The sequence below is a fragment of the Desulfosarcina ovata subsp. ovata genome, assembly GCF_009689005.1.
In the GTDB taxonomy this organism is placed as follows: domain Bacteria; phylum Desulfobacterota; class Desulfobacteria; order Desulfobacterales; family Desulfosarcinaceae; genus Desulfosarcina; species Desulfosarcina ovata.
In genome coordinates this window covers 592541-618589 of sequence record NZ_AP021879.1, presented here as the reverse complement: position 1 = coordinate 618589, position 26049 = coordinate 592541, and the positions used below count along the sequence as shown (strand labels likewise).

Genomic DNA, 26049 nt, shown 5'->3' with positions numbered 1-26049 from the left:
GCGTTGACACCCGTCGCGTTTTGATGTCTTCTAAAAAGAGGGACGAAAATTGGCTTCCTTCTCAATCCAATGAGGCGAAAATATGTACATTCCCTTTGACACGGTTCATCATATTGGCTTTATTTCCACCCGCTTTGCCGGAACTGACGGCGTTTCGCTGGAAACGGAGAAATGGGCGCGCGTCTTCGAAAAAGAGAGGTTTAAATGCTTCTATTTTGCCGGTGAGTTGGACCGGGACCCGAGCTGTTCGTTCCTGTCACCCAAAGCCCATTTCATGGAACCGGAAATCAGGACAATCTTCAACACGGCGTTCGGGGTCGACACATACGGGGTGCGTGATCGTGCGTTAACCACCCAAATCCACACCATCAAGGACTTGCTTAAAGATCAATTATACGATTTCATCGCCAAGTTCAATATTGATCTGCTTGTTCCCGAAAATGCCCTGACCATTCCGCTCAATATTCCTCTGGGGCTTGCCATTACCGAACTGATTGCCGAAACCGGATTGCCCTGCATTGCCCACCACCACGATTTTTTCTGGGAACGCCAGCAGTTCAAAGCCAATTCGGTCTGGGACTATCTCAATATGGCGTTTCCACCCCACTTGCCCACCATTCGGCATGTGGTCATCAGCTCTTCCGCCAGCAACCAGCTCTCGCTGAGGACCGGTATTTCATCCACCATTATCCCCAACGTGATGGATTTTGAGAACCCGCCGGCGCCGCCCGATGAGTATACCGATGATGTGCGTCAGGCCCTGGGACTGGCGGCGGATGAAAAACTGATTCTCCAACCCACACGGGTCGTCAAACGCAAAGGTATCGAAAATGCCATCGAACTGGTCAGCCGTCTGGGTATCAAATCCCGTCTGGTGATTTCCCACGCATCCGGTGACGAGGGGCATGATTACGAACAGCGGGTCATCGATTATTCCCGGCGGATGGGGGTTGACACGCTGTTCGTTTCGGACATCATCAACGACCAGCGCGGAACCACTGCGGACGGCCGTAAAATTTACACCCTGAACGACATCTATCATCACGCCGATTTCATTACCTACCCCTCCACCGTCGAGGGGTTTGGCAATGCCTTTCTGGAGGCGGTCTATTTCCGCAAACCGATCATGGTCAATCGCTATTCCATCTATACCTTCGATATCAAGCCCAAAGGCTTTCAGGCAGTTGAAATTGACGGGTATGTGACCGAGGATGCGGTTGCGCAAACCCAGGCGCTGCTGCAAACAGCGTCCATGCGGCAGAAAATGGTGGAGAACAATTACCGCCTTGCGAAACAATTCTATTCTTACAGCGTACTTCACAAAAAGCTGATGAATCTGATGATCTAAGCGCCTTCTGGAACAACTGATCGGTCTGTTGGTATGCAACGATCCGGAGCAACTACTGTTCAAGCTGCAAAACAGCGGCATTGTCTGCCTAGATCGCATTTCCGAAAGGCCGCACCCGGTGATTCGTTGGGCCTTGATACCCACGATTGGTTGACACGCAACGCGCTGACCGGCCGGGTTTGGTGGCCTATCGGTCCGCTTTGAAACTTGCCCAGATCTTTTCCGGCGGGTCGATTTCGAGGGTATCGGTTTTAATGATCAGGGTCTGGGCATCGGCAAGGTAGCCGTCGAGGACTTTTTCCACCTGGCCGATCAAGGCTTCGATCTTCAGGTCCGAGAGGGTGTGGATGATTTTCAGATCGTCGTCCGCCTGCTGATAGAGGTATCCCAGACGGTCACAAGCCACCCGGTAATATCCGATCTTTTGTGTGTAACGACCAATGTAAGCACGCAGTTCGGCCATCAGGATCAGGTCATAAAAGACCCTTGGATTTTCCAGGGCTTCCGATTGACTGTCAATTCCTTTTGCCTGGATTTCCTGATGGATCTCCTCTTCGATCGCTTTTCGCCGGAGGCCCAACCGATCGCGGATGTCAGTCGCATCGGCCTTTCGCTGGGCCATCTGACGGTTCAGCAAGGCGATATCCGCCATGGTCTGGCGTAGTTGTTCGTCCTTGTCGCTGGCCGAAACCATTTGCGGAGCGAAAAACAGGAGCAGTAAAATGACGATGTTGCCGATCCAATGGATGACTACCGGTCGCTTCACGATTTATTTCCTTGTGGATTCATGCCTGCGCTGCAGATCTTCTGAAAAAAAGAGTCGAATACGGGGCGTATCCCAGTTCGGCATGTGTTTGACATTGATCAGTTCGATCTGCTCTCCCCGCCACTCGGACAGGATTGCCACCACTTGGGGAGAAAGTCGTGAAAGTCCGTTCAGGGAAATGATCCTGCCTTTCCACCGGGCCAGGTGGCTGGCGACTTCGGGCGTCAATTCGGTAAGTCCGTTGAGTCCCAGCCAGTCGCCCTCCCACTTGACCAGTTCACGGGCAATATCGGGAGGAAGATCCGTGAGCGCATTGAGGAACAGATCCTTTCCCTTCCATGCTGAAAGACAGCGCGCGGCCTCAATGGACAACATACTCAGCTGGTCATTTCGGGAGAAATCGCCTTCACAGATCGCTTTCCAGATAACTGCGTTGTCGGCCCGGACAGCCGCCGGCGGTTGCTTGTCCGAGGCCGGTTTTACCGGCAGCCGCCGGGAAATATCCTGCCAAAGGGATTCCATGGGGAGCGGGATAACGTCAACAGCATCGATATTGAGCTGGTTGAGGCGCTGGCGGTGGACATCCATAACCTCACCAGACTCCTGAACGAATCCGTCGACATCGATTCCACTCGATTTTTCAGCCATAGAGGCGAGCAGTTCCGCTTTGCGGGTCAGATAAAGCAGTTCTTCACTGTCTCTGGTAAGGGCATTGGCTGGAATTTTCAGTCGACGGATGTATGCATTCCGGCGCTGAATGGCAGAGAGCCCCAAACTGATATGGGCATCCGCCATTGCCGTTTTCAGAGAGATGGTCCTTTTCCCGGACTTGCGGATTGAATCGAGGATCCCGGCGATTTCCGCATCGATTCCGGATTGATAATAGCCCCGCAGTTCTTCTATTTCGACCTGTTTTGCGAGTAGTTCATTGCGCAGTTGGTCAAGGGCTGTAGCGATTGCTTTCAACTGTGCCACCGCAGGCAGTTCTGCCGGTTCCTCCTTTTCGGGTGGGGGGGCGGCCGCCGTCGGGGATGGCGTAGTCGCTTCCACCGAAGCCGATGGTTGCGCAACCAGTGGCTTGGAATCGGTCGGTTCAGATTGGCGATGGGGCCAGAGAACGTATCCAGTCAATGGCAGGATGATCGAAAAAATAACGGCGGCCGCCCAAAACCATTTTTTTCTGTTTCGGGAGATGGGTTTCTTCTCCTGGGGGGCTTGCGTTGCCTTTTTCTCGGGAACTGGAACAGCTGCAGAAGAGGATGGCTTCGCATCCTCATCAACCGGCTGAACCGAGTTGGTTGCCTCATTGGATGGCAGTGCGGGCTGCCCGTCATTTTCATCACCGCTTGATGCGATGGGGGCATCGGCTTCCTTTTTGATGGGTGTGGGCTCTGGCCCCGCTTTGCGTTCGACAGCTTCGGCTGTAACGTCTTGCTTTGTGGTCGCTGATGGACGGCTATTTTTTTTCTTGTCGGCCACTACGGTTGCGTCTGTGACGTCGGGCACTTTAACTTCAGCCGGGTTCACAATCGCTTCAGAGGTTTTTGGTGACTCTTCCTCAACGCCCTCACCGCTTTCAATCTGAGCCATGATACTGTCAAAGGCGGCCTGCTGATCTTCGTCAAGATTATCGGCATCGTCGGCATCTGCGTCTTCGGCCGGCTCATCATCGTCAGAGTCGGCCGCCCGGGCAACCTTTTCCAGTTCGGCGGCAAAATCGTCGTCATTGTCCGGTCCGTCGGGAGTTTCTTCCGGTTTCTTTTCCTCCGGTTCTTTTTCCTCGGCTACGGCATCAGCGCCCTCACCGCTTTCAATCTGGGCCATGATACTGTCAAAGGCGGCCTGCTGATCTTCGTCAAGATCATCGGTTTTGTCGACATCTGCGTCTTCGGCCGGATTATCATCGTCCGGGTCAGCCGCCCGGGCTACTTTTTCCAGTTCGGCGGCAAAATCGTCGTCATTGTCCGGTTCGTCGGGAGTTTCTTCCGGTTTCTTCTCCTCCGGTTCTTTTTCCTCGGCTACGGCATCAGCGCCCTCACCGCTTTCAATCTGAGCCATGATACTGTCAAAGGCCTTCTGCTGATCTTCGTCAAGATCATCGGCCTTGTCTGTATCTGTGTCTTCGGCCGGCTCATCGCCAATTGAATCGATTACCGCTTCGATTTCACGCTGCTCATTTTCGCTCAGTATCGGGTTCCCGTCCGCAGACGAGGAAGCATCATCCGATGGTTTGGCCTCCCCGTCTTCCTCCCCCTCAATCTCTCCCATGATTTTTTTAAATACTTCCAGTTCATCGTCGCTCAAGGTATCCGAGTCATTTTCCTCGTGCATGTTGGTGCTCGCAGGGGTGTTTCCCTCATCGCTGTTACTGGCAGATGAACTGTTCTTTTCAAAAGATTTTTCTGTTTTTTCCTTCATTCGCGGCGACTCGATGTCATCTTCATTATTTTTCCAACGAACCCAATGGACAACACTATTTCCCCATACGGGGATGCAGGATCGGTTTTACGGCTACATTCCAGATATCGACGGGTAGGTTGCAAACTTTATGATTATTGTCGCCACCTTAATATTCAGTGGGACGGTATGTTCCTGGGGTTCGGTAGGGGGAGGCGAATGGGTGCCCAACCATAAATGACCCATTTGTTTATTTATGGATGGGCACAATTTATGATTGGGCGTCGACAGATTAATCGATCAGCTTGCCACTGGATAACATCTGCAGATAGCGCCGGTTGATCGGATCCAGCCCACTGAAATTGTCAGCCGGGTTATCATTGTGGACGGCCATGGCTTTTCGCAGGGTGCCGGCCGTTACCTTGCCCAGTTCGACACCAAACTGGTCAAAGGGGTTGATACCCCAGATGAAGGCTTCATAAACGGTCTTGGCCTCGTAAAAAGCCAATAGCCGGCCGACACTCTCCGGCTCCAGATCCTCTATAACAAGGATCGATGAGGGGCGGTTGCCGGAAAAATACTTGGCCGGATCGTCATTTTCCCGTCCCATGGCCAAAGCGGTGGCCTGGGCAAGCAGATTGGCCCACAACTCCTGCTGATGCCCCACGCCCTTACAGCACCCTTCATCCATCCGGTATTGCGGATTCAGCACGCCGATAAATTCAACGGGAAACGGTTTCCCCTGGTGGGCCAATTGAAAAAAGGAGTGCTGGGCATTGGTGCCGGGTTCACCGAAGATGACTGTTCCGGCGGGCTCAGCCAGAAATCGTCCCGTGGCATCCACGGACTTTCCGTTGCTCTCCATATTCAGTTGCTGCACATGCGGCGCCAGTTTGCTTAAGGGCGAAGCATAAGGGATGATCGCACCCTGCGGGTACCCCAGGAAGCTGGTGTTCCAGACGGTCAGCAGGGCGGCGATGAGCGGCAGGTTTTGCTCGGCCGGAGCATTGATGGCATGTCGATCCATCATTTCGGCCCCTTTGAGAAAACGTTCGAAGCGATCGTAACCTAGGTAGAGACTTAAAGGGACGCCACCCACAGCCGAGGTGACACTGTATCGGCCGCCAATAAAATCAAACATATGAAACGCGGCGATCTCCCGTCCGCCCCCCTGATCACCGGGACTGCCTTTGCTGGTGACCGTCACGATGTGTTTGGCCGGGTCCAGGCCGCAATCGATCATATAGCGGCGAATCAGGTCTTCGTTGGCCATGGTCTCGGCGGTGGTGTAGCTTTTTGATATGATAATCCATAATGTCCGCTGGGGATCGATACGTGTCCAGATCGCGCCAAAATTGTGTATATCCACATTGGCTAAAAAATCCAGTTGGATGTCTCGGTCGGCAAATGCTTCGAGGGCTCTGGCGACAAACTCGGTGCCCAGGTAACTTCCGCCGATACCCACCACGACGACATGCTTGAATTTTTGTCCGTCGCTGCCGTTGACCTCTCCGCTATGAACCGCATTGGTAAACGTCCGTATTTTATCCAGTACGGCCATAAGCTCGGCTCTGGCATCCCGGCCATCCAGCATGATCGGAACATCTGCAAAACTTCGCGCAGCCATATGCAGCACCGCCCGATTTTCAGTGATATTGACTTTCTCGCCGGCGGCCATCCTGGCAAAACGATTCCTTGCGCCGGATGCCTCGGCCAGTTCAAAAAGCAGTTGCATGCCCGCCTTGTCCATCCGCTGACGGGAGTAATCAAAAAAAAGACCACCACCATTGACGCTGAAAGAGGCCAAACGGCTTTCATCGGCAATCAGGTTTTTAAGATGGGTCGAATTGTCAGACATTTTACGGGCCTGAATGACCAGTTGCCCGTGCAATTCATGTTCATCAAAACGATATTCTGCCATACTCGCCTCCTCCTCTGCCCGGCCTTTACTTGCTAATTGGACCGGTACATTGAAGTGGTTCACTAGGTTAATAGAAAAATCGCTGCGGTGGGTAAAACTGAAAGTCAGGTGCGGTTATTTTTTTTCCCCGGATTCCTGAAAGATGGCGTGGGATTCCATGGAGCCGTGGGAACGTGAACAAGAAACACTATTGGCCAACACCGTCCGAATCCGGTCCAGTGGCATGCAGGTATCCATGCAATTGGGGAAAAGGTCACGGTCGAGGCACTCCCGGCAGGGGCTTTTCACCAGGTAACCGATATCAAAATCGAAACGGTGTCTGTATTTGTTTGTCATGGGGAATCAGTAAAAGCTTCCTATTCATCTGCCAATGGCGCCCCTGTTGGTTAAATCAATCCGGATCGCATGCTCTGTGATTATTGTGTAATCTTGATTATCATAACCCGTTGTCCGGTACAAGGCAAATCCGGAACAACGGCAGGGTAACCGCACTTAACTTTCAGTCAATTGGCATTTGGATTTTTAAATTTGGCATTTTAATATCGTTATCGGCACTCCTTACTTTCTTATGGATGATGCCAAATGTCAATTGCTTGAAGCGGTTCTCCTGCCCGGGGCCATCGACCCTCTTGACACGACTACCGGTTTGCCTTTAGATTGCCGACGAATTCCATGCCATCAACACCAACCAAACGGGTAAAAACAGAGATGAACGTTTCTTCGGTACTGAAATCGTATTATCGACGGTCTTTTCTGCTGTCACTTGTTTTTTCGTTGCTTTTATCGGTGGTGGGTGCCTGTTTTCTGTGGCAATACCAGAAGCTGGGAACGTCCATCGACATTCAAGATTACGCTTATGTATTTGTCTTCATCATTTTTTTCGGCGTTCTGCAATGGTTGTTTCAGAAGAACATCCTTGCCCGCCTCGTCTCCACTAAATTGGAACCGGTAACCCGGAAAAAACCTGAAAAATCCGCAGATTCCGCCCCCAAAGAGAGCGAGGCGGATCGCAACAAACGCAAAAGTCATGAAAAACGGCTTTTTGTGCACCTGTTCTCCGTGCTTCAGCGTGAAGGCCGGTTGATGGATTTTTTCCAGGAAGATCTCTCCCTGTATGAAGATGGGCAGATCGGGGCTGCCGTACGTGGCATCCATGAGAATTGTCGGAAAACCGTGGAGCGTTATCTGAAACCCGAACCGGTCATGTCGCAGGCCGAAGGCGAGACTGTTGAAATTGACGCCGGGTTCGACGCCCATGCCATCAAACTGGTGGGCAATGTGGTGGGTGAACCGCCCTTCAAGGGGGTATTGCGACATCGGGGGTGGCAGCTGCGGACATTTGCATTACCCGATCTGTCTGAAGTGGAAAACCCGAATATCATTGCCCCGGCAGAAGTTGAAGTGCAATAACACCGATGACTCGTGAGAAGATCAACGGAAGACGGCTGGTCGGACTTTTTTTACTGGGATTTCTGTTGTTCAATTTTCCCCTGCTCTGCCTTTTCAATCAGCATTCACTAATCATGGGGCTGCCTGCCCTCTATCTTTACCTGTTTGGCGTCTGGGCGCTGCTGATTCTGCTGATGATGGTCATCAGCAGGTCAACGCCTGGCCGACCGATTGCCGATGACCACGACTGAAAGGGATCAAGGGTGCTGGCCACGGAAACGATCATTTTCGTCTCCTTGTGTTACATCGGCGTGTTGTTCGGTATCGCTTATTATGGCGACATGCGCGCCGATGCCGGTCGCAGTATCATCAGCAATCCATATACCTATGCCCTCTCCCTGGCGGTGTATTGCACGGCCTGGACGTTTTACGGCAGCGTTGGCCGCGCGACATCTGCCGGCCCCTCCTTTCTGACCATTTATCTCGGCCCGACCTTGATGACGACCCTGGGCTGGCTGGTTCTGAAAAAAATCATCCGTATATCCAAAACCCATCGAATCACCTCCATTGCCGATTTTATCGGATCCCGCTATGGAAAAAGCATGACCCTCGGCGGTTTGGTGACCGTAATTGCCGTTTTGGGCATCGTTCCTTACATCTCGCTTCAGCTTAAAGCCATATCCACTTCCTTTCTGCTGATTCACCAGTACCCGTCACTGAAACCTTATACCCACCCGGTCAGCATCAGCGTTTTGAGCGACACCACTTTTTATGTCGCCCTCCTGTTGGCGATTTTTGCCACCCTCTTCGGGACCCGCAATCTCGAGGCCGCTGAGCGTCATGAAGGCCTGGTGGCAGCCATTGCCTTTGAATCCATCGTTAAGCTGGTGGCATTTCTGGCGGTGGGGATTTTCATCACCTACTTTATTTTCGACGGATTCAGGGATATCGCCACCAGGGCCATGGCTTTTCCCGAGCTTCGTTTGTTGATGACCCTGCCGGAAAACGTGGGTGCGTTTTCGAGCTGGCTGGCGCACATCTTTCTCTCCATGATGGCGATTGTCTTTCTTCCCCGCCAGTTCCAGGTAATGGTGGTGGAAAACGTCAACGAAACCCATCTGACCAAGGCCATCTGGATGTTCCCCCTCTACCTCCTGGCCATCAACCTCTTTGTTCTGCCCGTCGCCTTTGCCGGGCTTCTGACCTTTGGTGCGTTACAACATGATCCGGACATGTTCGTCCTGGCCCTGCCCATGGCCAACGGCCAGCTATCGCTGGGGCTGCTGGTTTTCATTGGCGGCATGTCGGCGGCCACGGGGATGGTGATCCTGGAAACCGTGGCCCTTTCCACCATGATCTGCAACGATCTGGTCATGCCGGCACTGCTTCATCTGCCGTTTCTGAAACTGGCCCAGCGTAAGGATTTAAGTTCCATTTTGCTCTCCATCCGCCGTCTGAGCATTGTTCTGGTCCTGCTCATGGGGTACGCCTACTTTCACTTTGCCGGAGAATATTACACCCTGGTTTCCATCGGTCTGGTCTCCTTTGCCGCAGTGGCCCAGTTCGCTCCGGCCATGCTGATCGGCATTTTCTGGAAAGGGGGCACAAAAACCGGCGCCCTGTTGGGTCTGGTTGCCGGGTTCTCGGTATGGGCATACACCCTGTTTCTGCCCACGCTGGCCAGTGCCGGATTGATCCCCAAGGACTTTCTGGCCAACGGTCCTTATGGCATTGCCATGCTCAAGCCCTTTGAACTTTTCGGGCTGAATGTATTCGATCGCATTACCCACGCCGTATTCTGGAGTATGCTGGCCAATATCGGATGCTATCTGTCGGGCTCGTTATTCAGCCGACCGTCGGCCATTGAACATACCCAGGCGGCCATGTTCGTGGATGTCTACCGTTATGTGGGCCGGGTGCACGACTCTTCGTTCTGGCGGGGAACCGCCTATCTGCCTGACCTAGTCCTCATGCTGGAGCGGTTTCTGGGACGTGAGCGAACCGAAGCGTCACTGGACAGTTATGCCATGTCCCATGGGATTGATCGGGAGCAGGCCCTGACCCGGGACCCGGGACTGGTCAATCACATTGAACGTATGTTGGCCGGCGCCATCGGTTCGGCCGCGGCGCGGGTAATGGTTGCTTCATTGGTGAAGGAAGAACCCTTGGGGCTCGAAGAGGTGATGGATATCCTGGATGAAACCCGTCAGACAATCATCTATAGTCAGGAACTGGAGCGTACCACGGCGGAACTGCGGGCCGCCAACCAGCGTCTGCAGGAGCTGGATCGAATGAAGGACGACTTCATTTCGACCGTTTCCCATGAATTGCGAACGCCCTTGACCGCTATCCAGTCGCTGGCGGAGATCTTACGCGACTATCCGGAAACACCGCCCGACCGACAACATGAATTCTCCGGAATCATCATCAGCGAAACCCAAAGGCTCACCCGTCTGATCACCCAGGTGCTCGATTTCCAGAAGCTGGAATCCGGTCGCTCCCGCTGGCAGATCACCCGTGTGGATTTAAAGGAGGTTGTGGAAGATGCTGTCAGCGCCACGGGTCAGTTGGTGGCCGACAAAAAAATCGACCTCAGGCTTCACCTGCCCCACGCCTCGCGACCGGTCGACGGAGACCGGGACAAACTGATCCAGGCCCTGATCAATCTGATCTCCAATGCGGTCAAATTCTGCGACCCTGATCAGGGTCGCATCGACATCAGCTTGAAATATGGCGATCAGCAGCTGACTCTGGCGGTCACCGACAATGGGATCGGCATCCGTGAGAGTGACCAAAAACAGATATTTGATAAATTTCAGCAGGTCGTTGATCCGTCGCGCGGCCGGCCGGCCGGCACCGGTCTGGGCCTGGCCATTACCCGCCAGATCATCGAATATCACCATGGTGAGCTGAATGTGAAAAGTGAGCCGGGAAAAGGCGCCACTTTCTATTTCACCCTGCCGCTCGATCGTTCCCCAATCAGTTCTTCACCAAAACGGGACTGACGGGGCGCTAAACGTCACCATTTCCCTTTTCCCCGGTGTCAGGCGCCGTTTTTTCTGGTGGCGACGCCAACCCGTCGGATTTGTTGGCGGTAAGCGATTCCCGGTCCCAGGCACGGGTGTTGTTGAAGGGTTTTTTGCGCTGTTCACAACGGTACTTGCGGCATACCGGACAGTCGTCCTCCTGACAGGGGTCGATGTGGACCAGGACACCGGCATTGCCGTCAAAATGGTCGATCAGCATCTGTTCCAATACCTTGGCATCGGCATGGGCGTCATCGATCTGGTACTGACGGGGAAGAACAAGGTGCAAGTCGATATGCACAAAATTACCGCTGCGCCATGCTCGCAATTGATGAATATCGATCCAGTGTGGATGGCGGTGGGTTATAATCAACTGGGTTATCCTGTCAAGCAGCATCGGATCGGAAGCATCCATCAGGGCCGAGAAGCTCTGTCCCACCAGACGGGTGCCGGTCAGCAGAATATTGACGCCCACCAGACAGGCGATCGATCCGTCCAGCCACATCCACCCCGTCCACTGGACCAGAATCAGACCGGCGACAACGCCCCCGGAGGTATAGACATCGGTAAGGACATGCTTCCCGTCGGCCACCAGGGTCAGGGACTGGACCCGGTTTCCAATCCGTATCAAGATGATACCAAGTCCCAAGTTGGCTGCCGACGCGGCAACCAAAACCAGCAACCCGGCATTCAGATTGGCCAGTGGATGGGGAAACATGAGTTGATCGATACCGGTTTTAAAAATACCGATGGCCGCCAGAATAATCAACGCCCCTTCAAATCCGGCCGAAAAATATTCGATTTTGCCATGGCCATAAGGATGCTCAGGATCGGGGGGCTGGGCGGCCATCCAGATGCTCACCATGGCAAAGGCCGCCGCCACCACATTGATAATGGACTCCAATGCATCGGAAAGAACCGCTGAAGAGTGGGTCAGATGATAGCTGTAAAATTTCGCGGCCATGAGCCCGGTGGCAACAATCAAGGAACTGGTGATGGCCCGCATGCGCCGTTTGAACTGGATGCTGATGAAAGGCTTCGGATCGGATTGGGTTCTCATGGTGAAGTGATTATATGCCCGATATCTAAAAACTTCAACCATCTGTGATCGCTTGGAGTGCCGGCAAATCCGATAAAATTCGTGACACCGGGACGCAAATCAGGTAGGTAATTGCCTGATTCAATTTTCCACACCAATCATCCAAAACGAATGGAGCGCTTTCATGCCAGGACAAGAACAGATTGATTTTACAGTCGATACAAATAACCTCTACCGTGAGGATGCCATCACCGACCTGAAAGTGGCCTCCATTCGACGCATGATTCCGATCACTGCCGACGGAGCGGATGATTCCAGTCGGTCACCGATTTTTTACGGTCATACCCAAATTATGACTCCCCAGGGGGCGCTGCCACTGCAGGCCCGGTTAATGGCCAACAACCTGACGGAAGCCATTGCGGCCTTTCCCCAGGCCATGGAACAGGAAATGGTGCAGGTCATCGAACAGATCAAACGAATGCAGGCCGAAGAGCAACAAAAGAAACAGAACGATTCACGAATTATTGTTCCCGGCCGGTAGGGATCTCACATGCATGTTACGACTTTTTATTGACTCCATACCCCCTTCAGGATGGGACATGGACGAACGGACCGAGGCCGCTGCCTTGCCGCTTGTCCATGCACTCATCCGGGACGGCCAGGTCGATTTTAGCCGTCCGCTTCATGTCCGCATCCACGCGGTGCCCACCGGGAATGCGATACTGATCGAGGGATCACTGGATACCTGCGCCCGCCTGATCTGCAGTCGCTGCCTGGAACCGTTTGAGTTTGAGATGGAGACCGATTTTAGCGCCACCGCGGTTCCAAGCCATTCAATTTCATTGGATTCGGAATCCCGGGAAGAGATCGAATTGCGCGCGGATGACATGGATGTGATCCCCTACACCGGTGAAAGTATCGATCTTGGCGAGGAAATCGCCCAGCAGATGATTATGGCCCTGCCCTTCAAGCCAATCTGTGACGACAATTGCAGGGGATTGTGCAACCAGTGTGGCGTCAACCTCAACAAGGAGACCTGCAGTTGCCGGTCGGGTATGCAAAACAGTCCCTTTGCCGTGCTTAAATCCCTCAACCTGCCCGCTAAAAAGGAGTAGCCATGTCCCTGCGAATGATCGCAAAGGATCTGTACCGACTTCAGCAGGTGGTTGACCGGTTGGATAAAGCCCTTTCAGACTGTCCGCCAAATAGAAGTGACGCGCTCAAATTGAAACTGGCCCAGGCAAAAAATGAACGTGACCAGGTCAAGCGCATCCTTGATGGACAACTGGACCGCTGAACTGACAGCAGAGGCGACCCGTTATGGGCGGTTTGCGAATCTGTCAAGGTTGACAACCTCCGTTTAAACCGGCTATATCCCAGCATCTGTTCCACGGCAAACAATCTCCCATCAAGCGGCATGAGTTAAATTCGGCTAAGGATCGGGGATGAAATTAATTGAACGTAATTGCGCCGGGCTTGTGTTCGTCTTCAAGGCGCATCAACGGTTGCATACTGGGAGTATGTGGCCGTTGATGCAACGCGGAAGACGGGCGCAAGAACAAGCAATTTTGTTCAATTAATAAAATTCCCGATCCTAAGGGCGTTTGGATCGATCTTATGATTAACCTTTACCCTTTCAGGAGACCCCATGGATTTTAAGCGTCATATTGAAACCGCCTGGAATCTGACCCTTGGAAACATTGTATCACTGATCCTGTTAACCCTGGTCTTTGTGGGCATCAGTGCACTGACGCTGGGCATTTTGGCACCGGTAACCCTGGCCGGTTACACCCAAAGCCTGCTTCTGTTGGTTCGTAACGGCCGGGAGCCAAAAATGCAGGATCTTTTCACCCACATGAAGCTGTTTCTTCCTTTGCTCGGATTCGGCGTTGCCGTTTTTGTGCTCAGTTCCATCGGCTTCATGCTTTTCTTTATACCCGGTCTCATTTTCGTCGTTGCGGTGACCTTTTGCTGTATCTACATGCTGCCGCTGATGACCGACCGGAATCTGGGAATCATGGATGCCATCAAAGAGAGTTACGCCATGAGCCGGCAGGGTGAACTGGTGGATCATATAGTTATCGTCATCATTTACCTGGCCATCACGACTATCGGTGGAACGGTTTTTATCGGTGTGCTTTTCACCCAACCGCTGGCCACCCTCTTTCTGCTCTCCACCTATGAGGAACGGACCCGGGTGGCCCCACCCGCCGCCCCGCCGCAGTCCTGATCCTGTCAATCAAGCGGGATTGCCCAGGCGTCGGTCCATCAACCGACGCCTTTTTTACGCCCTTTTCAGATCAGCTTCTCGATTTCCGGTTCAACAGTTTGTGGTAAGCGGCATTAAGCCTTACAAAATGATCCTGATCGCCCCCTTTGTCCGGATGATGCTGCATGGCCAGCTTGCGGTATTGACGGGTCAGCGTGCGGCAGTCCATCTTTTTTAGCATGTCCACGCTCACATCCAAAAGCTTGGCGGATTCGGCCAGACTGATTTGGACACTTTGCGGTGGACGATAAACCCGGTGGCGATTCATGAAGTCACGCAGGTAATCGTGAAACGGATCACGGGTGGGAAAGGCATTGTCAAAATACATCACCGCGTACCGGATCAAATGATATCTGAGCCCGGATTCCGACGGGCATCCTGCCCAAAAGGAGGTGTCGCGGTTCAGCCGGCAGAGGCGATCGACAAAAAAGCGGTCCATCTGCGTCTGGTCAAGGCCTTCTGGATGACTGCGCGCAAATGACTCGCTGAAGCAAACCTGAAGGTCAAAGATCTGATAGGTGTAGCGGGCCAGTTCATGGGGCTTTAGTATCTGTTCCGCGTCAATGAAGTCATATTCGATCTCATCTCTCGATTTCTCTTGGAGACCACGATAAAAATGCCGTGGCATGCATCCCATGCTGCGGCGTTCGATGCGCCCCAGTTTCAGGTAGTGCAGCCGGTAGCGGTCAAAAAGGTGAACCTCAGCACTGGAGCCACATTCGGTCCGGGCGTTGCCATTGCTTGCCCGCCGGTCAAACCCGTCGATGACCCGCCGGATATGCGGATCCAGAAACGGCATGAAAATGGGTTCGAGGTCATCCTGTGAAACAGTGAGGCCTTTGGCGGCAATGCCCTCCTCGACCCGAGAATCAATGTAAAACCCATTGCCGCCGGGGTAGTGAATAAATCGGGCGGGATCCGTTCCCAGATCGAAAAGGTCGCGACTGCGATAGCAATCCCCATCGTCAAAGGAGTGGCGGATCAGAAAGCGGCGGCCATGGCGGTTGTCCATCAGACAGGCAAGATACATGGGTGCGATTCCTCGTCTTCGATTAAATGGTGGGGCATCTGTCTGCTGCGCATCCAAGTTCGAGTACGACGCGCATACGCAACCGTTAACATAACCGCTTTGCCGAAAAAAACAATCGTATGGGGAGTGACAACCACCTTCTCTCGCCTTGACCCGAGCGGAACGGGCAGGTATAAGGGGCTCCCGCTCAGGAACCGGTACGTCCCCTGAAAACAGGTTGGAGCAACAATATTGTCCGTTCCGTCATTGTCCAACGGCCAAGCGTTGGATATTCGTGAAAAAGGGCAACCGATTCAGAAACCCTCAACCCCAGTATAGGTCATTTCGACACCGTGAAATCCGATCCTGCCTCCACCAAAACTGAAATGCCGATCAATCGCTTCAACCTGCCGGGTGTTCTGGCCGTCTCCATCGGCCATTTTATTCACGACATCTATTCGGCTTTTCTGGCACCGCTGCTTCCGCTGCTCATCGAGAAGCTCTCCCTGAGCCTCACCCAGGCCGGGCTGCTTTCGACGGTGATGCAGCTGCCCGCCCTGTTCAACCCCTGGATCGGATCATTGGCCGACCGGATCAGTGTGCGCTGGTTTCTTGTTCTGGCCCCGTCGCTTACCGCCGTTCCCATGAGCCTGATCGGTGTTGCCCCGTCCTTCGGGATGTTGCTGATCCTTATGGTCTTTGCCGGAATCAGTGTCTCCATTTTCCATGTGCCCGCGCCAGTGGTGGTGGCCCGCATGGCCGGCAACCGCAAAGGGATGGGAATGTCCTTTTTCATGGTGGGAGGGGAAGCGGCCCGGGCGGCAGGCCCCATGGCGGCGGTCAGTGCGGTCGCCCTGATGGGGCTGGACGGTTTCTATCCGGTCATGGGCATCAGTTTTATCTGTTCGTTCATCCTGTACCTCAATACGCGGGATCTGCCGGTAACCACCGCATCCAGAACTCCGGTGCCGCTCCTGCAAACCTGGCGCGACATGGCCCCCGTGCTCAAACCGATAACCGGCATCCTGGTCGCCCGGGGCTTCATGCACGGTTGCATGGCCTCTTTTCTGCCGACATTTATCGTGATGCATACCGGCAACCTGTGGCTGGCCGGTGCCGGCCTGACCATTTACGAAATTGCCGGTGTTGTGGGAGTCATGGTGGCCGGAACCCTCAGCGACCGTATGGGGCGGCGGCGCATGTTGACGTTTTCCCTTCTGGGGGCACCCATATCCCTGCTGACATTTGTCTGGGTGGACGGGTGGATCGCCTATGTCATGCTGGTGTTGACCGGTTTCACCCTGCTCTCCACAACACCGGTAATGCTGGCTCTGATTCAGGAGAGTGCCGTGGAAAGCCCCTCGGCGGCCAACGGGCTGTTCATGATGATTTCATTTCTGGCCCGCTCGGCGGTGGTGGTCATCGTGGGCATCGCCGCCGATCTGATCGGTTTGGAAAAGACCTTCGTCATTTTCGCTGTCATCGGTTTCAGTGGGTTGCCTTTTGTCTTCCGGTTGCCCGATGATCGGCAGCTGGCCAGCGGAGCGGACCGGGCCTATAATTCCTTTAAGTCAGAATGAACAATACCGGCCGGTTAGCGATCTGTTTTTGCAGCCGACAAATGGATGGGGAAAGGGTTTTCCATCAGCTGATAACATAATTTCAGGGAAATCTATAAGGGGCAAACGGACAGGACCGGACAGGCCACACCGCGGATGACCCGGTCGGTCGTGGAGCCCAGGAGCATGGTCTCGACCAGGCTGTGGCCCCGCACACCAAGGACGATCAGGTCAATCTGATGGGTGTCGGCATAGGCCTTCAATGCCATGAACGGTTTTCCCGATTCACTGGCAATATGGACCTCGCACCAGTTGTGAGCATCCTCGGGAACCAGTGTTTCCAGACGCTTCTGGGATCCCGCACTGACTGCATCCAGCGTTTCAATTTCCGTGTTGTCCGGCAGCATGGTATCCCGATAGACAAACGGTTCCACCACATGCACCAAGTGGATGGCTGCTTCGAACTCTTGGGCCAGGCTGAATCCATAATCCACCGCATTTTGCGAATCATTGGAAAAATCACAGCCCACCAGGATCTGTTTAAAGCCAAATCCTTTGAATGGCTGCTCTCCACCGCTGGCTTTTTCCGGTGGCGTGACCACCAACAACGGACAGGCGACGGTGCGCAGCAACCGTTCGGTGACCGACCCCAGGAACAACCGCTTGATTCCGGTTCGTCCGTGGGTGGAAACAATGGCCAGATCGGCATGCCTGTCTGCGGCCAGCCGGCAGAGGGTCGTGGATACCGGGCCGGTTTCGACAATCGCCTCCCATGACAAGTCGTTATCGCCCACCAGTCTTTTAATTTGCTCCATGGCGCCGGTTTTCATCTCTTCGATCTGATTGTCCGGATAGACAAAGGCGGCACCATGCATACTGACCATGGGCAGATCGATGACGTGACAGATATAAAGCCGCGCACCAAATTCCTTGGCCATTTCAATGGCCTGGGCCACCGCCAGATTCGAAAAATCGGAAAGATCGGTGGCACAAAGAATGCGTTTGAAATGAATTTTCATGCTTACCCTCCTTTTTCAGGTATCATATTGAGAATATCGCCAGCCGGTGTGGCTGTCAAAGTAAATCCAGTGGAGCCGGTCCGGTCGGTGAACGATACCATTCGATCGCATATCCCGCTGTAAAAATTGGTATTCGTTATTGCGTTAAGTCCGGGAAGCGGGTATGTAATTATGTTTTTGGCCAGTGATCGTTTACCAACAACCCCCAAGGTCATATAACCGCCTTTGGGAAACGCCTTAAGTTGCTTTGTATATGGATCGCACGTCCTTGATTGCCGTGGTCGGGATGGACGGAATTTTTCCGGGCGCCCTGAACCTGGACATATTTTGGCAGAACATCATCGGTGGTGTCGACCAGTCTCGTCCGGCCCCACCGTCACGCTGGATCGCTCCGGTTGAAGATCGCCTCAGATCAACAACCACCCCGGATCGTCCCTACTCCCGCCACGCCTGCCTGATTGATGATTTTCATTTCGAGCCCGATGGGTTTTCTCTTGATCCGGATCTGACGCGACATCTGGATCCGGTTCATCAGCTGACCCTGACGGCCGGAAAGCGGGCGGTAGGCGGATGCCAGACCGGCAAGGTTGATTTCAGCCGGGTCGATACAATTCTGGCCGCCATCGCCCTGCCCACGGATGGAGCGTCCGCTTACTCCCGGCAATTGCTGGGCAGGGCCATTGAGCGGCGGCTGTTTCCTCAGACCACAGCCAAACCGTTCCATTTCTCCCGTGCCGAAACGCTGGCCAGTCGCGTGGACGGCCTGCCGGCGGCTCTACTGGCTGCTGAAATGGGGTTCGGCGGTGACAGCTTCACCCTCGATGCGGCCTGTGCGTCGTCCATTTACGCCGTCAAGCTGGCCTGTGATGCACTGGTTGCCGGACGCACGGACATGGTCGTCACCGGTGGGGTCTCCCGTCCCGAATGCCTCTATACCCAGACCGGCTTCAGTCAGCTCCAGGCCCTGTCCGCATCGGGCCGCTGTGCCCCCTTTGATCACCGGGCGGACGGATTGGTGGTCGGCGAGGGAGTCGGTATTTTGGTGTTGAAGCGCCTGACCGACGCACTGACCCATGGTGACACCATTTTAGGGGTGATCCACGGCATTGGCCTGTCCAATGACATGCGTGGCAACCTGCTGGCACCCGAACGCCAGGGCCAGCTCCGTGCCATGCAGGCGGCCTATGCTGCCGCCGGATGGCAACCATCGGACGTGAACCTGATCGAATGCCACGGCACCGGCACCCGCGCCGGCGACACCACTGAGATAGAAAGCCTGATGGCCCTGTGGAAGGGGCAGTCGGCAACTGCCGGCACCTGCGCCATCGGTTCGGTCAAATCGATGATCGGGCATCTGCTTACCGCTGCCGGCGCTGCCGGGATGATCAAAATCCTTCTGGCCATCAGGCATCGCATGCTGCCGCCCTCGATCCATTTCGAAGCGGCCCCGCCGGACAGCCCGCTGGCCGGCAGTCCGTTCCGGGTGCAGAGCGAAGCAGCCGCCTGGGAAACACCGAAGAACGGAATTCCACGCCGGGCTGCGGTGAGTGCCTTTGGTTTCGGCGGTATCAATGCCCATATTCTTTTCGAGGAATGGCCGGAAAACCGTCAACCGCAGGATCAGGTCAGGGATCAATCCAGCGTGGAGCATGCCCGGATGGCGCCAAAACCACTTGAGCCGGTGGCCATCGTGGGAATGGGGGTGCATGCCGGTTCGCTGGACAGGGTAAGCGCATTCGAAGCAGCCATTTTCAATGGCCTCAGCGCCATCGGCCAGCGACCCGCCGGACGCTGGAAAGGGGCCGATGCGGTCTATGCCGCCGCATTGAACGACTTCGATCCCCATGGGGCGTATCTTGGGCAGGTTGATGTCGGCATCGGCGAGTTCCAGATTCCCCCCAACGAGATCGATGCCATCCTGCCCCAGCAACTTCTGGCCCTGAAAACCGGGGCGGCCGCGTTGGGCGATGCCGGCCTCCCCTTACGCGAATCGCGAACGCGCATGGGGGTGGTGGTTGGAATCAACTTTGATTTCGAATCCACCAATTTCCACCTGCGCTGGCAGCTTTTCTCGGCCCTGCAGCGCTGGCGTACCCAATTTGGGATCGCGATCGACGATCAAGATATGGATTCGTATCTCTCCGCGCTGCGTGACGGGTGCGGCCCGCCCCTGACCGCACCGCGCGTGATGGGCGCTCTGGGTGGTATCGTGGCCAGCCGCATGGCCCGCGAATTCCGCTTCGGTGGTCCCAGTTTTGTGGTTTCCGCCGATACCGCCTCGGGCATCAAGGCCCTCCGGGTGGCTGTCGACCGGCTGCAGCAGGGGGAAGCCGATGCCATGCTGGTGGGGGCTGTGGATCTGTTTGCCGAAGGACGCAGTGTGGTGCGCATGGATTCTGTGCTGCCGCTCTCGCGCAGCAATCGTATCCGACCTTTTGATGCGGATGCCGACGGCACCCTGCCCGGCGACGGCGGTGTGGCCCTGGTGCTCAAACCGCTCTCCCTGGCCCGTGCCCAAAAAGACCGCATCTACGCGGTCATCCGTGGCATTGGCAGCGCCGCTGGAAATAATCCGGCCACCGGCCGGGTTGACGGGAAGGTTTACTCCCGTAGCCTTGAACACTGTTTCGCCAACAGTCCGGTTCGGCCCGAGCAGCTCTCCTATGTGGAGGCCCACGGCGCCGGCCTTCCCGATCAGGACCAGATCGAGCTCAACGCCCTGAGCCGTTTTTTTAACGGCCACGTCGCCGCCGGGCCTGAAAACGCCATCGCCCTTGGCGCCACAAAACCGGTCTGCGGGCATACTGGTGCGGCCGACGGCCTCCTGGCCCTGGCCAAGACCGCCCTTTGCCTGTACCGCCGCACCCTGCCGCCTTTGCCCGGATTTACCCGCCTGCCGGATTCAATCGACCCGGCGATCCCGTTTCATATTCCCCGGCATTGCCAGCCCTGGTATCGGAACCGGGATCAGGGACCGCGGACTGCGATCAGCTGCACCATGACCGTGGACGGCACTTGCAGCCATGTGCTTCTGCAGGAAGAGGAAAGCATCCTTCCGGAAATGCATCGCAGCCATCCCATACCCATGGGCAACGCACTGCCGGGGTTGTTTGTGGTCACCGGAGATGCGCCGAACAAACTGATCGCCGGTCTTTCCGATCTGAACACGCATCTTGAAACCGCCAGCCAGGGGCGCCTTGAAATTGCCGCTGCCCGCTGGCTGGACACCCACCCACCGGACAGCGACCACAAACTGGCCATTGCGCTGATCATCGGTCCTGACGGCAACGGTCCCGAAATCATTGCCCAGGCCCGCCAGGCCGTTGACAACGGAGCATCCGATCCACGCTCAAAAAGGGTCTTTTACCGCAGCCAGCCCATGGGAAAGCAGACCCCCATCGCCATGATCTATCCGGGATCGGGCAACCATTACCTGGAAATGGGCCGCGACCTAGCCCTGCGCTTCCCCGACATCCTGGATGGAATGGATCGCGATACAAAGCGCTTGAAAACCCAGATGCGTCCCTGGCACCTGATGCCATGGGGTCAAGACTGGTCCGCAGGCTGGCAGCAGGAAGCAAATCTTAGGCTCAAGGCCGATATCCTGAACATGATCTTTGCCCAGGTGGTTTACGGTGGTCTGATGACCCGCATCCTCAAACGATTTGCCGTGCCCACCGACGCCCTTATCGGCTACAGCCTGGGAGAATCCGCGGCCCTGTTCGCCCATGATGTGTGGGCCGATCGTGGGGATATGCTGGCCCGCATGCAGGCCACCGATCTTTTTTCCACCCAACTGGCCGGCCCCTGCCGCGCCCTGCGCCAGGCCTGGAAGATACCCGACGAGACCCCGGTGGACTGGCAGGTGGCCGTGGTCAACCGCCCGGCTGACCAGGTCCGTGCCACAATCGACGCCATGGCCAACGTGCGCCTCTTGATCGTCAACTCGCCTGACGAATGCGTGATCGGAGGTCTTCGTCCGGCGATTGAAACGGCCATCGGGGCCCTGGGCTGCCAGGCGATTTTTCTGGATGGCGTGGTGACCGTTCATTGCGATGCGGCCCTTCCCGTGGCCAGGGAGTATCGGGACCTGCATCATTTCCCCACCACACCCCGTTCCGGCCTGTCGGTTTACAGTTGCAGCTGGGCCGCACCCTATGCGGTAACGGCTGACAAAATTGCTGATTCAATAGAAAAACAAGCCGTTGACGGTTTTGACTTCACGCGTACGATTAAGCGGGCCTATGGGGATGGAATTCGTATTTTTGTTGAAGCCGGACCCCGGGCCTCGTGTACGCGCATGATCGACCGTATCCTGGATGGCCAGGATCATCTGGCGGTGGCCGCCAACCACAGCGGTGAAAGCGAAATCGCGGCCCTGCTTCGCTGTCTGGGCCGACTGGTGGTGGAACGTATCCCCCTGGACCTGAACCCCCTTTATGAAGGCATCGTTGAATCCGGGGAGGATCAGATGACACCGGTAAAAAAATCCACGGTAACGGTAAACGTCGGCGGTCAGATGCTCAACCCCAGACTGCCGGCCCCGACAAAACCGCCAAAAAGGAAAATGATGCCTGCCGCGTCGCCTGAATCCGCGGAAGCATCCGAGGTTACCCCTGTTCAGAATCCGGCACCGCCACCACCGGCGTCGGCAGAAGCCCCTTCTCCCGAACAATCAGGCAACCCCTGGACCGCATTGATGGATACCGCCCAGCAAACCATGGCCTCCACGGCCGCTGCCCACGAACAGTTTCTGCAGTTGTCAGAGCAGTTGACGCAAAGTTTTGCCGACGCCTTTGATCTGCAGAATCGATTGTTAGGGATGGGTGCTCGTGTGCAGAACGATAACACCGTCGACCCATCGCCAGCGAGCCCCCGGGTACCGGTTGAGGCAAAGGGCGACAGGCCAGCCACGCCGGATCAATCCGTGGTGGCCTTCGATCGCGACATGTGCATGGAGTTTGCCATCGGCAGCGTGGGCCGTATGCTGGGGCCGGCCTTTGACGTTGTGGATACTCACCGGGTCCGGGTGCGTTTGCCCGACGAGCCGCTGATGCTGGTCGACCGCATCCTCAGCGTGGAGGGCGAGATGCTCTCCATGGGTGCTGGCCGGGTGGTGACCGAGCACGATGTGCGGCCCGGTGCCTGGTATCTGGACGGTGAGCGTGCACCGGTATGCATCAGCGTCGAGGCCGGGCAGGCCGATCTTTTCTTGGGCGCCTATCTGGGCATCGACCACCAGGTCAAAGGCCAGCGCGCTTACCGCCTGCTGGATGCGGTGATCACCTTTCACCGGGGGCTGCCCCGGCCCGGAGATACGATTCGCTACGAGATCGCCATTGACCGTTTCGTGCGCCAGGGCGAAACGTGGATGTTTTTTTTCCGTTTCGAAGGCTATATCGGAAACGACCATCTGATCACCATGCGGGATGGCTGTGCCGGTTTTTTTACCGAGGCCGAGGTGGAAAATTCCGGCGGCATCATCCTCACCGAGCGGGAACGACAACCGACAGCGGGAAAATGTCCGCCGGGCTGGCAATCCCCCGTGCCCATGGAGCGTGAATCCTTTACCGACGCCCAGGTGGAGGCGTTGCGGCGCGGTGATCTGGCCGGCTGTTTCGGCGAGCGCTTTGCCGGCGTCCAACTGGCGCAATCCCTGTGGCTGCCCGACGGCCGCATGCGCCTGATCCACCGCATTATCGATCTGGATCCCGCCGGCGGGCGCTACGGTCTGGGACTGATCCGGGCCGAGGCCGACGTCCATCCGGACGACTGGTTCCTGACCTGCCACTTTGTGGATGACATGGTCATGCCGGGAACGCTCATGTACGAATGCTGTGCCCATGCCCTGCGGGTATTTCTCCAACGCATGGGCTGGATCACGGACAAGCCGGGTGTGTGCTACGAACCGGTCGTCGGCAACGCGGCGCAGCTGAAATGCCGCGGACCGGTAACGCCGAAAACGGCCCACGTGCACTATGAAATCCAGATCAGCGAGATCGGCTATGGACCGGAACCGTATGTGATTGCCGATGCTCACATGTTTGCCGATGGTCGTCCGATCGTCTTTTTCAAAGATATGTCCATGAAAATGACCGGGGTGACCGGCCAGGAGATCGAGGACGCCTGGCGGCAACGGGGTGCGCTTGAGCAAAAAACGCACACGCCGCTTTACGACCGCGCGTCCATCCTCTCCTTTGCCGTGGGCAAGCCATCCGAGGCCTTTGGTGAGCCTTACCGCGTGTTCGACAGCCAGCGCACCATTGCCCGCCTGCCCGGCCCGCCGTACTGTTTCATGGATCGCGTGGTTCGGGTGGAGCCGCCTGCCTGGGAACTCAAGGCGGACGGCTGGGTGACGGCCGAGTATGACATCCCGACGGCCGCGTGGTACTTTGCTGCCGACCGCAGCGGCGTGATGCCTTTTTGCGTGCTGCTGGAAATCGCCCTGCAGCCCTGCGGCTGGCTGGCCGCCTATGCCGGCTCGGCCCTGCACAGTCAGCAGGACCTGAAATTCCGCAACCTGGGCGGAAGCGCCGTCTGGCACCGCCAGGTCACCCCTGACAGCGGCACCCTGACCATGCGTTGCCGCATGACCAAAGTGAGTGAAGCGGCCGAGATGATCATCGAGAATTTCGATTTTGAAGTGCTGGGCGGGGGGCAGCCCGTGTATACTGGCGACACCTATTTCGGCTTTTTTTCGGCCCCGGCCCTGACCCAGCAAAAGGGCCTGGGAATGGCCGATCCATTGGTCAAAACACTGTCCCCTTTTGCCGGCCATGATCAGGAGACCGAACGGCTGCCGGTTGACTTTCCCCTGACACCGGCGGACGCCGAGGGTATGCCGCCGCACATCGACCACCTGGCGCTGCCGGGCAAGGCGCTGTTGATGATCGACCGGATTGATTGCTATCTGCCCGATGGCGGCCATGCGGGCCTGGGGTATATTCGCGGCAGCAAACGGGTCGACCCGGACGAATGGTTTTTTAAGGCCCACTTTTACCAGGATCCGGTCTGCCCCGGATCGCTTGGGCTGGAATCGTTCCTTCAGCTCCTGAAAACATTTGCTATCCGACGATGGCCGGAATTGACCAACAGCCATCGATTTCGTCTGCTGGACGGCAGTCGCCACAGCTGGAGCTATCGCGGCCAGATTATCCCCAAAAACAAAACCGTTGTGGTCGAAGCCAGCGTCACCCAAATCAAGGACGGCCCCGCACCGGTGATTCGCGCCGATGGTCTGCTCTGGGTAGACGGCCTGGCCATTTACAAAATGGAAAACTTCGATTTGGCGCTGGTTCCGGCGACTGGGGCAACAACGTCATGAACATCTCTGGAAAACCGGTCGATCCGCGTGATTATCAGGATCTTTATCCGTTTCAGTCCCGTTTTATCGATCGCGGCGGCCTGCGTTATCACTATGTGGACCAGGGGCAAGGCGACCCGGTGGTCATGGTGCACGGCAACCCCACCTGGTCTTTCTATTTTCGACACATCATCCAGGCCCTGTCGGGAACCCATCGAACCATTGCCCCGGATCACATGGGATGCGGCCTGTCTGACAAGCCCGATGATCGGCAGTACAATTTTTCTCTGGAAAGCCGTGTGGCGGATTTTGGCGCCCTGATGGATCACCTGGGGCTGGACCGGGTGACCCTGATGGTCCACGACTGGGGCGGCATGATTGGCATGGCCTGGGCCGTGGCCCATCCCCAGCGGGTAGCCCGTTTGATTGTCACCAACACAGCCGCTTTTTTCCCGCCGGGCAGCAAAGGCATCCCGCTACGTCTCTGGCTTATCCGCAATTTGAAACACCTGTCGACACCGGCCGTACTGTATGGCAACCTGTTCGCCCGCGGGGCGCTGTATATGGCGCCCCACAAAAGGCTGTCCGCTGATGTCAAACGGGGGCTGCTGGCGCCTTACAACAGCCCGCAGAACCGGCTGGCCACGCTTCGCTTTGTGCAGGACATCCCCCTGCTGCCGGGCGATCCCGGGTTTGACATCGTTGACCGGACCCAGCGGCAATTGTCCGGTCTGCGTCAGAGGCCCATGCTGATTTTGTGGGGACGCCACGATTTTGTTTTTGATCTGGATTACTACCAGGCCTGGTGCCGGCGGTTTCCCGATGCCGAAAACCATCTTTTCGATGACGCCGGTCACTATCTGCTGGAAGATGTGCCCGAACGGATCGCTTCGCTGATCAAGGATTTTCTGGTGCGGCACCCCGTGTGATCCATAGGAAAAGGCAACGCGTAACCATAATTTTAAACCATTTTATTAATTTTATAAACACAACCCATTTAATTA

Annotated in this window: 18 protein-coding genes; 11 read left to right on the top strand and 7 right to left on the bottom strand. The window is 55.9% G+C overall.

The genetic code is table 11. The annotated features are described in order from the left end of the window. Nucleotides 1–82 precede the first annotated feature (82 nt). Entirely contained in the window at nucleotides 83–1348 is a 1266-nt protein-coding gene (locus GN112_RS33755) for a glycosyltransferase family 4 protein (RefSeq protein WP_174247655.1), read from the top strand. 187 nt (nucleotides 1349–1535) lie between these two features. Here the strand turns inward: GN112_RS33755 and GN112_RS02775 are convergent, their stop codons facing one another. The 4 genes from GN112_RS02775 to GN112_RS02760 all read right to left on the bottom strand — a co-directional run bounded on the left by GN112_RS02775 (nucleotide 1536) and on the right by GN112_RS02760 (nucleotide 6768). Further along, nucleotides 1536–2114 (bottom strand): hypothetical protein, encoded by a 579-nt coding sequence (locus tag GN112_RS02775; protein WP_155308833.1) that lies wholly within the window; start codon nucleotides 2112–2114, stop codon nucleotides 1536–1538. Nucleotides 2115–2117: 3 nt separating this feature from the next. Continuing rightward, nucleotides 2118–4532 (bottom strand): hypothetical protein, encoded by a 2415-nt coding sequence (locus GN112_RS02770; protein WP_155308832.1) that lies wholly within the window; start codon nucleotides 4530–4532, stop codon nucleotides 2118–2120. Between the two features lie 271 nt (nucleotides 4533–4803). Further along, nucleotides 4804–6432: a glucose-6-phosphate isomerase gene (pgi, locus tag GN112_RS02765; RefSeq protein ID WP_155308831.1), complete on the bottom strand. Its 1629-nt coding sequence runs from the start codon at nucleotides 6430–6432 to the stop codon at nucleotides 4804–4806. 114 nt (nucleotides 6433–6546) lie between these two features. Next, nucleotides 6547–6768 carry a hypothetical protein gene (locus GN112_RS02760; protein ID WP_155308830.1) on the bottom strand — a complete coding sequence of 74 codons (222 nt, stop codon included), beginning with the start codon at nucleotides 6766–6768 and terminating at the stop codon, nucleotides 6547–6549. A gap of 336 nt (nucleotides 6769–7104) precedes the next feature. Between GN112_RS02760 and GN112_RS02755 the strand changes: the two genes are divergently transcribed. The 3 genes from GN112_RS02755 to GN112_RS02745 are packed head-to-tail and all read left to right on the top strand — an operon-like array spanning nucleotide 7105 to nucleotide 10826. Continuing rightward, nucleotides 7105–7842 (top strand): DUF2760 domain-containing protein, encoded by a 738-nt coding sequence (locus GN112_RS02755; RefSeq protein WP_231716916.1) that lies wholly within the window; start codon nucleotides 7105–7107, stop codon nucleotides 7840–7842. Nucleotides 7843–7847: 5 nt separating this feature from the next. Beyond that, entirely contained in the window at nucleotides 7848–8072 is a 225-nt protein-coding gene (locus GN112_RS02750; RefSeq protein WP_155308829.1) for a hypothetical protein, read from the top strand. Nucleotides 8073–8084: 12 nt separating this feature from the next. Next, entirely contained in the window at nucleotides 8085–10826 is a 2742-nt protein-coding gene (locus GN112_RS02745; RefSeq protein ID WP_231716915.1) for a sensor histidine kinase, read from the top strand. Nucleotides 10827–10833: 7 nt separating this feature from the next. On the opposite strand, the gene GN112_RS02740 is transcribed toward GN112_RS02745, so the two are convergent. Further along, complete coding sequence (locus tag GN112_RS02740; RefSeq protein ID WP_162458746.1) at nucleotides 10834–11907, bottom strand: cation diffusion facilitator family transporter; 1074 nt, start codon at nucleotides 11905–11907, stop codon at nucleotides 10834–10836. A 163-nt stretch (nucleotides 11908–12070) separates the two neighbouring features. On the opposite strand from GN112_RS02740, the gene GN112_RS02735 reads away from it, so the two are divergent. The 4 genes from GN112_RS02735 (at nucleotide 12071) to GN112_RS02720 (ending at nucleotide 14116) form a co-directional block, all read left to right on the top strand. Next, complete coding sequence (locus GN112_RS02735) at nucleotides 12071–12427, top strand: cytoplasmic protein (RefSeq protein ID WP_155308827.1); 357 nt, start codon at nucleotides 12071–12073, stop codon at nucleotides 12425–12427. A gap of 58 nt (nucleotides 12428–12485) precedes the next feature. Continuing rightward, complete coding sequence (locus GN112_RS02730) at nucleotides 12486–13001, top strand: YceD family protein (protein ID WP_162458745.1); 516 nt, start codon at nucleotides 12486–12488, stop codon at nucleotides 12999–13001. Nucleotides 13002–13003: 2 nt separating this feature from the next. Next, nucleotides 13004–13183 carry a hypothetical protein gene (locus tag GN112_RS02725; RefSeq protein ID WP_155308825.1) on the top strand — a complete coding sequence of 60 codons (180 nt, stop codon included), beginning with the start codon at nucleotides 13004–13006 and terminating at the stop codon, nucleotides 13181–13183. A 351-nt stretch (nucleotides 13184–13534) separates the two neighbouring features. After that, nucleotides 13535–14116, top strand: coding sequence for a hypothetical protein (locus tag GN112_RS02720; RefSeq protein ID WP_155308824.1), 582 nt, complete (start codon nucleotides 13535–13537; stop codon nucleotides 14114–14116). Nucleotides 14117–14186: 70 nt separating this feature from the next. On the opposite strand, the gene GN112_RS02715 is transcribed toward GN112_RS02720, so the two are convergent. Next, a complete protein-coding gene (locus GN112_RS02715; protein WP_155308823.1) occupies nucleotides 14187–15185 on the bottom strand; it encodes a J domain-containing protein in 999 nt (332 codons plus the stop codon). Nucleotides 15186–15517: 332 nt separating this feature from the next. Between GN112_RS02715 and GN112_RS02710 the strand changes: the two genes are divergently transcribed. Beyond that, nucleotides 15518–16744: an MFS transporter gene (locus GN112_RS02710; RefSeq protein ID WP_231716914.1), complete on the top strand. Its 1227-nt coding sequence runs from the start codon at nucleotides 15518–15520 to the stop codon at nucleotides 16742–16744. Nucleotides 16745–16836: 92 nt separating this feature from the next. On the opposite strand, the gene GN112_RS02705 is transcribed toward GN112_RS02710, so the two are convergent. Further along, nucleotides 16837–17742, bottom strand: a complete 906-nt coding sequence (locus GN112_RS02705) for a universal stress protein (RefSeq protein ID WP_155308822.1) — start codon at nucleotides 17740–17742, stop codon at nucleotides 16837–16839. Between the two features lie 253 nt (nucleotides 17743–17995). Between GN112_RS02705 and GN112_RS02700 the strand changes: the two genes are divergently transcribed. Both GN112_RS02700 and GN112_RS02695 read left to right on the top strand, forming a co-directional pair. Then, nucleotides 17996–25066 carry a beta-ketoacyl synthase N-terminal-like domain-containing protein gene (locus GN112_RS02700; protein ID WP_155308821.1) on the top strand — a complete coding sequence of 2357 codons (7071 nt, stop codon included), beginning with the start codon at nucleotides 17996–17998 and terminating at the stop codon, nucleotides 25064–25066. Then, the gene (locus GN112_RS02695; RefSeq protein WP_155308820.1) at nucleotides 25063–25974 is read left to right on the top strand and encodes an alpha/beta fold hydrolase; all 912 of its coding nucleotides are present in this window, start codon (nucleotides 25063–25065) and stop codon (nucleotides 25972–25974) included. The genes GN112_RS02700 and GN112_RS02695 overlap by 4 nt, the downstream gene beginning before the upstream one ends. The last annotated feature ends 75 nt before the right edge of the window (nucleotides 25975–26049 follow it).